The following is a 9,391-nucleotide window of genomic DNA, read 5'->3' on the forward strand; positions in this document are numbered from 1 at the left end:
AGCGGAAGTCTCCACAGGCTTAGACATCGGGATATTCCCCCCCCCTAGAGCGCAGGTCGCTACCCTCTTGCCGCAACAGTCTCAGTCCCTCGTTAAGAATATTGACTGCCGCCGCAAAATCTCTGTCGTTCAAACTTATTTTTGCGTACATCAAATTTTTGCCTAAAGCACATTTTTCTATACGCAAAATCCGCAATTTGTTGCCGACATCTGCCGACTAATGAGCATCCCCCCAATTTTCGCCGATACCGATACCGGCAAGCAACGGGACATCCAAGGTTACAGCACTTTCCATAAGTTCTTTAATCTTAGCAGTTGCTTCATCTAAGAACTCATTTTTTACTTCAAAAACAAGTTCGTCATGCACCTGTAAGATCATGCGCACCGTATCAGGCTCTAAAGAATCAATCCATTTTTCTATGGCAATCATGGCTATTTTAATAATATCTGCAGCACTGCCCTGCATCGGCGCATTAATGGCAGCACGTTCGGCTCCCGTTACAGCGATACGGTTTGTAGAATTTATCCTGGGGAAATCGATTCTCCTGCCTAAAATCGTTTCTACGTAGCCGTGTTCATGAGCAAACTTCTTGATGCTGTTCATATAATCACGGATTTTAGGATAACGGGTGAAATAGCAGTCGATATAAGCTTTTGCCGCTTTAAACGGTAAACCGGTTTGAGCTGACAAACCGTGAGCTCCCATGCCGTACATCAAACCGAAATTAGTGGCTTTGGCACGCGATCTCTCCTCATTTGTTACCTCATTTATATCTTTGCCTAAGACCTCTGCAGCCGTAGCTTTATGAATGTCATAACCTAATCTAAACGCTTTAATTAAATTAGGATCTTTAGCTATATGAGCAATAAGCCTCAACTCGATTTGTGAATAGTCTGCCGAAACTAAGGTATACCCCTGCGGCGCAATGAAGGCTTTTCTTATAAGTTTTCCTTCATGAGTTCTTGCCGGAATATTCTGCAAATTCGGATCGGATGACGATAATCTTCCTGTTGTGGTGCCGGCCTGATTAAATGAAGTATGGATGCGCCCGGTACGTTTTGAAATTAACAGCGGCAGCTTTTCGGTATAGGTACCGATAAGTTTTGATACCGATCTAAAGCGCAGCACCAGATTTGCAATATCGTACATAGGTGCTATCTCGGTCAGCACGTCCTCAGCAGTTGAATACTGCTTATTACCGTTTTTATCTACTTTGGCTTTTTTAGGGTAAGGAATGGCAAGATCTTCAAATAACACGCTGCCAAGCTGTTTAGGAGATGCAATATTAAATTCCTGCCCTGCGGCCGCATAGATATCTTTTTGTACGGCTAAAAGCTCAGCTTTAAGTACTTCTGTCTGACGATAAAGCTCATCAGCACTTACCAGTGCTCCGATACGCTCCATATCAAACAAAACATGAAGACACGGCATCTCCAAGTCAAACAAAATATTGTAAGCTTTACCTTCATCCTTAATTTTGGGCAAAAGAACATTAAACAAGCGCAAAGCAACTTCAGAATCTTCTCCTGAATAAGCGCAAGCGATATCAACCGGCACATTATCAAAAGTCACAGCTTTGCTGCCGCTGCCGGCGACATCTGAGTATTTGATTGTTTTATAAGATAAATATTTTTCAGCAAGGCTATCAAGCGCGCAAGATTGAACCGAATCCAAAAGATGGGCCATAAGCATGGTATCGGCATAAACACCGTTTACTTCTGAAAGACCTGAAAAATATAAAACCAATAAATCAAATTTTACGTTATGTCCGATTTTCTTAATCTTAGGATCGGCAAAAACCGGAGCAAGTTTTGCAAACACCTCGTCCTTTTCAAGCTGCAAAGGAGTACCTAAATAAGCATGAGCAAGCGGCAGATAAAAACCTTCGTTTTCTTCAACGGAAAAAGAAATTCCGACTAAGGTACAATCCTCAGGATGTAAAGAAGTTGTTTCGGTATCAAACGCAAACAGTCCTTTGCGCTTTATTTTTTCAATTAAAGCATCAAGCTTAACTTTGGTATCAATAAGTTCAAATTTACAGCCTATGCTTTTATAGTCACTTAAAATACCGCCGGATAAATCAATATCTGCTTGAGTTTTAACAGCCGCAGCCTGAGTTTCAGGGGCTTGAGAATGTTCTTCAACATTTAAAACTTCCTGAGACTCTTCAGCATAAAGTTTTGCAAATTCCAGTTCTTTATAAATATTTAAAAGCTCTTCCTTGTTTTTTTTAGGCACGACTAAATCTTCAATTGCAATCGGCAGATCAACATCCGTCTTGATAGTGGCCAAAGTATAAGAAAGACGGACATCTTCAATGCGCTCTTCAAGTTTTGCGGCAAAAGTTTTGGCTCCGCGAAAAGATAACGATGCAATTTCACTGCGCTTATTAAAAATATCTTCAATTCCGCCTAATGAATTAATTAAAGTTTTAGCCGTTACGTCACCTACTCCGGGCATCCCCGGAATATTATCCGAACTGTCGCCTTTTAACGCTAAAAAATCAATGATACGGCAAGGAGGAACACCATATTTTTCAATCACGCCTTTTTCATCATAGACATGATCGTTCATCGTATCGATTAGCGTAACCTTGTCATTGACAAGCTGAGCCAAGTCCTTATCACCGGTACAAATTAAAGAAGAAAGCCCTAAGCTTTGGGCCTTTTTGGCATACGAACCTAAAACGTCGTCTGCTTCAACCTTAGGGACGACAATTAAAGGGAAACCCATAGCTTTAACGATACGGTGCACATATTCCACCTGAATCTTCAGATCTTCCGGCATCGGGGGACGATTGCTCTTATATTCAGGATATAAATCGGAACGAAAACTCTTTCCTTTGGCATCAAAAACCACTGCGATTTTGTATCCGGCATATTGCTTCAACAGCTTTTTAAGCATGTTGGTAATAATAAGCACCGCTCCTGTGGGAATGCCGCTTTTAGTAGTAAACCCACGTTTTGCTGCATAAAAAGCGCGATATAAAAATGAAGATCCGTCAATAAAAATCAGGCAAGAATTAGCGTTCATAAAAATTCCTTAAATTATTTTCTTCATTTTACAAAGTTCATGTATAATTTACCTGCATTTTTTCCTGCGCTTGAGCGCTTAACTGTTTCTTAAGTATGCTTATGCCAAAAATTTCACCGACTTTATGTAAACTGCTGTCCTGGCACATTTTCATTATTGTGCTTAGCAATTATGCAGTACAAATCCCGATGAGCTTTTTCGGGATCACTTCAACTTGGGGTACTTTTACTTATCCCTTTATATTTATCACCACGGACTTAACCGTTAGAATTTACGGACCGCATCTTGCGCGCAAAGTAATTTTCGCCGCAATGATTCCGGCATTAATCGCTTCGTATTTTGTCGGAACGCTTTTTGCCCAAGGACAATATCAGGGGCTTAATTCACTTACCGAATTCAGCATGTTCGTCTTCAGAATCTCCGCAGCGTCTTTTAGCGCTTATGTAATAGGACAAATTGCTGATATTTTAGTTTTCTCAAGATTACGCCGCTTAAAGCAATGGTGGCCGGCTCCGGCTTGCTCATCGGTTGCCGGAAATATTCTTGATACCTTCGTCTTTTTCTCGGTAGCTTTCTATCACTGCCCCGATCCTTTCATGGCAGCAAATTGGGTAGATATAGGGATCTTTGACTGTACGGTAAAAATTCTGTGCAACGTCATATTATTCGTGCCCTTGTACGGACTTATCCTTTCATACCTTGCAAAATTCGTTTTCAAACGCCCTTTAACCGCAATCGGCGCTTAATTTTAATTAAGTAAGCGCAGGAAAATGCTCAAAATTCGCAGTTTGACTTCCGCAGTCAAACTGCAGTGCTAAAATAAGCCCTAGTTTTTATATCCACTATAGGAAAAAGAAATGAGCGACAAAGTCTTACACATTACCGACGATCAATTTGAAGCTGAGGTGATTAAATCAGACAAGCCGGTTTTAGTCGACTTCTGGGCACCCTGGTGCGGTCCGTGCAAAATGGTAGGACCGATCATTGAAGCTTTAGCAGAAAAAATGGAAAACGTAAAATTCTGTAAAGTTGATATCGACCAAAATGTTGAATGGGCCAGCAAGCTCAAAGTAATGAGCATCCCCACAATGGTTATTTATAAAGACGGCGAAGTAATGGCTTCACAAATAGGGGCACTTCCTGAAGAAGATCTGCGCCGTTTTATCGAAGCCAATATCTAAACTGATTTCAGAAAAAGGAGGATCTGCGATCCTCTTTTTTTTTGCCCATCAAACAGCTTTAGTCTAAAAAATATTTGCACTTGGATTCATCAAAGCTTAAGATCTGCCTAACTTCATTTAACCAGTTAGATTTATTATGAAAAATATTCTTCTTTTGTGCGGCGGCGACGGTGCCGAACACCAAATTTCCTTAATTTCAGCAGATTTTCTTGAGAAAAAGATTAATGAAATCGGCGAATATAATGTAGTAAGAGCCGAGATTCATGATAAAAAATTTATCCTAAAAGACGGGACAACCGGATATTTTGACAAAGATTCACGCTTTGTCACAGGCAGTGACTGTTTAGATATCTACTGTGCCGTACCCTGCATTCACGGCGTACCGGGAGAAACTGGAGATATTCAATCTTTTCTTGAAATCTTCAATATCCCTTATATCGGATGCAAGAGCGAAGCAAGCCATAACTGCTTTAATAAAATTACGACCAAACTCTATTTATCAGCACTTAATATTCCCAACACTCCTTTCCTTATTGTTCCGCGCCAAGACGAATTTTCTAAAGCTAGCGCGCTTAAAGCTTTTGATTCTTGGCAGGATGTGTACGTTAAAGCTGCAAGTCAAGGATCTTCTATCGGCTGCTATCACGTCACTAAAAAAGAAGATCTTTGGGACAGTGTTGTTGAAGCATTTACTTTCTCTGACGACGTAATCATTGAAAAAACCATAAAGCATCGTGAACTTGAATGCGCCGCTTATGAAATAGACGGTAATATTTACATCACCAATCCAGGTGAAATTATCATGCCCGATAATCTTTTCTATACTTTTGATGAAAAGTACAGTAAAGACAGCGGATCTATTACTACCGTTGAACCGCAGAATTTAAGCGACGAAATTAAGCAAGCGATTCGTGATTACGCCCGCAAAGCATATCTTGGATTAAAACTGCGTGATTTATCCCGTATTGATTTCTTCTTATCAGATCAAAATGAAATCATCATTAATGAAATCAACACCTTCCCGGGTATGACTCCGATTTCAATGTTCCCTAAGCTTTTAGAGCATAACGGACATCAAATGACGGAGTTTTTAAGACAGGCGATAGAACGCGCTGCAGCAGAGAAGTAGCAGATACAAACAAAAAGAAAGGCGCAAAAACTAAACTGCGCCTTTTTTGTATCTAAAAAATAATTAAGCAGAAGGATCCGCTTTTGTTTCTGCTTTTTCTTTTCTTACAAGACTTACGACATCGGCTGCGGAAACATCAGATAAACGAACGATCACGGGGCGCTGTCCTTGGAACAGGAAATTTTTACCGCTGCTGTCTTTATCTCCTAAAGCTTTAAAAAAAGCATCGATCTGGGTATTCAATTTTTCAGCTTTCTCGACTCTGAAATTAACGGAAAGAACCTGTCCGCCTTTTAAATAAATGTTTAACTGCTGAATATATTCTTCCATAAAAAGCCTCTTTTTTATTACTGATAATTTATATAACGACAATACGCCAATTATATTGAAATATCAAAAAGTAATTTTTACACATAAAAAATCCCGACTTGCTTTTTAGTCAGGATTTTTAAGAGATCTTCCGTTTAAGCGCGTTTCATCGCTTCAAAGAACTGCTCATTGGTCTTGGTCATGGATAATTTATCAATTAAAAATTCCATAGCCTCGATTTCACCCATCGGATGAACGAACTTACGTAAAATCCACATCTTCTGCAGTTCATCAGGAGTAGTTAAAAGTTCTTCACGGCGGGTACCGGATCTAGTTACATCGATTGCCGGATAGACACGTTTTTCGGCAATCTTACGGGACAAATGCAATTCCATATTGCCGGTGCCTTTAAATTCTTCGTAAATCACTTCGTCCATCTTAGAACCGGTATCGATCAAAGCAGTAGCGATAATGGTAAGGCTGCCGCCTTCCTCAACGTTACGTGCTGCGCCGAATAAGCGCTTGGGGCGCTGCAAAGCATTGGCATCAACACCGCCGGTTAATACTTTACCCGATGCGGGAACTACGGTGTTATAAGCGCGGGCAAGACGAGTAATAGAGTCCATTAAAATAACCACGTCATGCTTATGCTCGACAAGACGCTTGGCTTTTTCTATTACCATTTCAGCTACCTGAACGTGACGGGTTGCAGGTTCATCAAAGGTTGAAGCAACAACTTCGCCTTTAACCATTCGCTGCATTTCGGTAACTTCTTCAGGACGTTCGTCAATTAACAAGACGATTAAAGTGCACTCTGGATTGTTAACCGCAATTGAATGAGCGATATTTTGCAAAAGCATGGTTTTACCGGCTTTAGGAGGTGCAACGATAAGTCCGCGCTGGCCTTTGCCGATAGGTGCGGTTAAATCAATAACTCTGGCTGTGATATCTTCTTTTGAACCGTTGCCGAGCTCAAGGCGCATTCTGGTGTCGGCAAATAAAGGAGTAAGGTTTTCAAATAGGATTTTATTGCGGGCGTTTTCGGGTTTTTCATAGTTGATGGAATCAACTTTAAGTAAGGCAAAGTATCTTTCCCCTTCTTTTGGCGGACGGATTTTGCCTGAAATCGAGTCACCGGTACGAAGATTAAAGCGTCTTACTTGGCTTGGCGATACATAAATGTCATCAGGACCTGCAAGATATGAAGAGTCGGCACTACGCAAGAAGCCGAAGCCGTCCGGCAAAATTTCAATTACGCCTTCACCGAAAATATCCTCACCTGTTCGGGCGCAAAGTTTTAAAAGCTGGAAAATGATTTCTTTTTTGTTAAGACGCGCGGTATTTTCAATACCGGCCTGATCGCACATTTCAACTAACTGTGCAACGGGGGTGTTCTTAAGTTGAGTAAGATTCATATTAAAATCAAAAACGCAGGGGATGCGTAATATCAGTTATTAATGGTGAAAATTGCTAATTAACATACAGGAATATGTTAAGAAATCCGAAATCAAGGGAAACTGTCAACCGCCAAGCCGGCATTAAAGAACCGAACAGCTCCGGAATAATCCGCACTTGTTTCCTGCTAACAGCCAAACGATTCGCACCACAAACCACCTGACATCATCCGAGTCAAACTCTGAACCTTGTCTCGGAATGAACATGCCGTCAAACCAAGCTCACATAACAAGCTCTATGCATATTCCCAACAGGAAAAGTTAACGGAGCTGATAATATCACAATTTTGCCTTAAAGCAAAAGATTTAAAGCTTAAAGCTTATTTTAGCTATCTCAACATGTTCTGGTTATTAACATACTTATAAGGCAAAGCATTAAGATCATCATCGTTAAAACTTGAAATGATTTCTTTTATAAACGGCGAAGGTCCAGTACTTTCAAGCTCTTGCGAAAAATTGTAACGCTTCATGGCATAAGTAAGGACGAGCTTTTCTTTAGCCCGAGTAATAGCCACATACGCAAGCCGACGCTCTTCATCCTTATTTTTCTCCGCTCTAATTGAAGGCAGAATGCTTTTTTCCATACCGGCTACGATAACGACATTAAACTCCAAACCTTTTGCCGAATGAATCGTCATAAGCCGTACCGCACCTTCATCTATTTCGTCAGTACTGCCTTTTTCATCCATCTCCCCAGAACCGATTAAAGCAATATTGGAAATAAAAGCCGTAAGAGGAGAAATTTGTGCTTCCTCCTCATTAACATCGGCAAACATTCTTTCATAGGATTTATTAAAAATATGCGCATTATTTACAAGCTCAATGAGGTTTTCCTCTCGCATATTGTCTTTAAACTTATTACGTTCTTTTTCATCCTTTAACTGATAATACTCACGCAGTCCGGTCTGTTCGATAAGATTTTTCATAAAATCCTGCAGATCGTTATCCTTTTGTTTTTTAAGATTCTCAATCAAGGAATAAAACGCGCTAATCTTTTTGGCAAGTTTGATTAAAGCTTTATTATCGGTTTTCTTATCAATTTCAACGTACTTATAAACTTCTTTTAAAGCGGAATATAAAGAAATTCCTCTTTCCTTGGCGATAGCGCTTATCTCCTTTATAACCGCTGGACCAATCTTTCTTGAAGGAACATTAATAATGCGTAGCAAAGAGGTATCATCGTTTTGGTTAATCACCACTTTAGCGTATGCAAGAGCGTTTAAAATTTCCTCTCTGTCATAAAAACGCATTCCTCCTAAAACAACGTAAGGAACACCGTAATTTCCAAGCTCCGTTTCAATTAATGATGACTGCCTATTATTGCGGTATAAGACTGCAATTTCTTTATATTGCACTCCGTTATTTTTTAAGATTCGGATAATGCGTCTTATGCCTTCAGCCTCTGTGTGCCCGTTTGCAAAACTGCGGATCTCCACAGGTCCTCCGCGACCGCGATTACCGTGCAGTTCTTTTAAAACCATACGTTCACTGTTATGGGCAATCAAAGCATTGGCCAAATCCAAAATATTCTGCCGCGAACGATAATTTTCAATAAGCTTTATTTTTGTGACCGGAGTAAATTCATCACAAAATTTCTGCATATTACCGCTATCGGCGCCGCGCCATGCGTAAATTGACTGATCGTCATCGCCTACTGCCATAATATTGGTGTCAGGACCTACAAGGAGTTTCAATAATTTAAACTGCAAAGAGTTAGTATCTTGAAACTCATCAACTAAAATCTGTTTAAATCGGTGCTGCAAAAGCTCCCTTACTCCGGCATTATTTTGCAAAAGCTCAACAACACGTAAAATAAGTTCTGAAAAATCAACAAGATTTTCGCGTTGACAGGTTTTTTCATAACTTTCATAAGCTTTAAGTAAAACAGGATCAGCTTTTTTACTTAAATTTTCCGCATACGCGGCAACAGCGGCAAAGCGCAGTCCGTTTTCCTTAAAATCGGAAATAAGATCGGCAATCTGTCCCGGGTCATACTCTTTAGTATCAACGTTGAGCTCTTCTTTTAAAATTCGTTTTACAAGCTTTTTCTGATTATCAGTATCAAGCACTGTAAAATCCGGCAAAAGCCCTGCTTGTTTTGCATAATTGCGCAAAAGTCTCAAACTAAATGAATGAAAGGTATTTGCCCATAAGCCGTCAACCGAGTGCCCCATAATGAGCTCAATGCGCTCACGCATTTCTCTTGCCGCTTTATTGGTAAAAGTTACGGCCAAAATTTCTCGCGGCAAAAGCATTTCCACCTGTAAAAGCCAGGCTATGCGCG

General features: G+C 40.3%; 7 protein-coding genes. 3 read left to right on the forward strand and 4 right to left on the reverse strand.

Annotated elements, in window-relative coordinates:
- Positions 1-217: 217 nt before the first annotated feature.
- On the reverse strand, positions 218-3,034 hold the full coding sequence (gene polA, locus QZ019_RS07680) for a DNA polymerase I (RefSeq protein WP_295483859.1): 2,817 nt from the start codon (positions 3,032-3,034) through the stop codon (positions 218-220).
- Between the two features lie 95 nt (positions 3,035-3,129).
- On the opposite strand from polA, the gene QZ019_RS07685 reads away from it, so the two are divergent.
- The 3 genes from QZ019_RS07685 (at position 3,130) to QZ019_RS07695 (ending at position 5,344) form a co-directional block, all read left to right on the forward strand.
- Complete coding sequence (locus QZ019_RS07685; RefSeq protein WP_294563722.1) at positions 3,130-3,780, forward strand: 7-cyano-7-deazaguanine/7-aminomethyl-7-deazaguanine transporter; 651 nt, start codon at positions 3,130-3,132, stop codon at positions 3,778-3,780.
- 111 nt (positions 3,781-3,891) lie between these two features.
- Positions 3,892-4,215 carry a thioredoxin gene (trxA, locus tag QZ019_RS07690; RefSeq protein ID WP_294563723.1) on the forward strand — a complete coding sequence of 108 codons (324 nt, stop codon included), beginning with the start codon at positions 3,892-3,894 and terminating at the stop codon, positions 4,213-4,215.
- 136 nt (positions 4,216-4,351) lie between these two features.
- A complete protein-coding gene (locus QZ019_RS07695; RefSeq protein ID WP_295483863.1) occupies positions 4,352-5,344 on the forward strand; it encodes a D-alanine--D-alanine ligase in 993 nt (330 codons plus the stop codon).
- Between the two features lie 63 nt (positions 5,345-5,407).
- Here QZ019_RS07695 and QZ019_RS07700 read toward each other — a convergent pair whose 3' ends face one another.
- From QZ019_RS07700 to QZ019_RS07710, 3 genes are all read right to left on the reverse strand, one after another.
- Entirely contained in the window at positions 5,408-5,674 is a 267-nt protein-coding gene (locus QZ019_RS07700) for a hypothetical protein (RefSeq protein WP_295483865.1), read from the reverse strand.
- Positions 5,675-5,808: 134 nt separating this feature from the next.
- The gene (gene rho, locus QZ019_RS07705; protein WP_009142582.1) at positions 5,809-7,068 is read right to left on the reverse strand and encodes a transcription termination factor Rho; all 1,260 of its coding nucleotides are present in this window, start codon (positions 7,066-7,068) and stop codon (positions 5,809-5,811) included.
- A gap of 368 nt (positions 7,069-7,436) precedes the next feature.
- A partial coding sequence (locus QZ019_RS07710; RefSeq protein ID WP_295483869.1) for an ATP-dependent helicase occupies positions 7,437-9,391 on the reverse strand: 1,955 nt, incomplete at its 5' end.

Source organism: uncultured Succinatimonas sp., from assembly GCF_905203285.1.
In the GTDB taxonomy this organism is placed as follows: domain Bacteria; phylum Pseudomonadota; class Gammaproteobacteria; order Enterobacterales; family Succinivibrionaceae; genus Succinatimonas.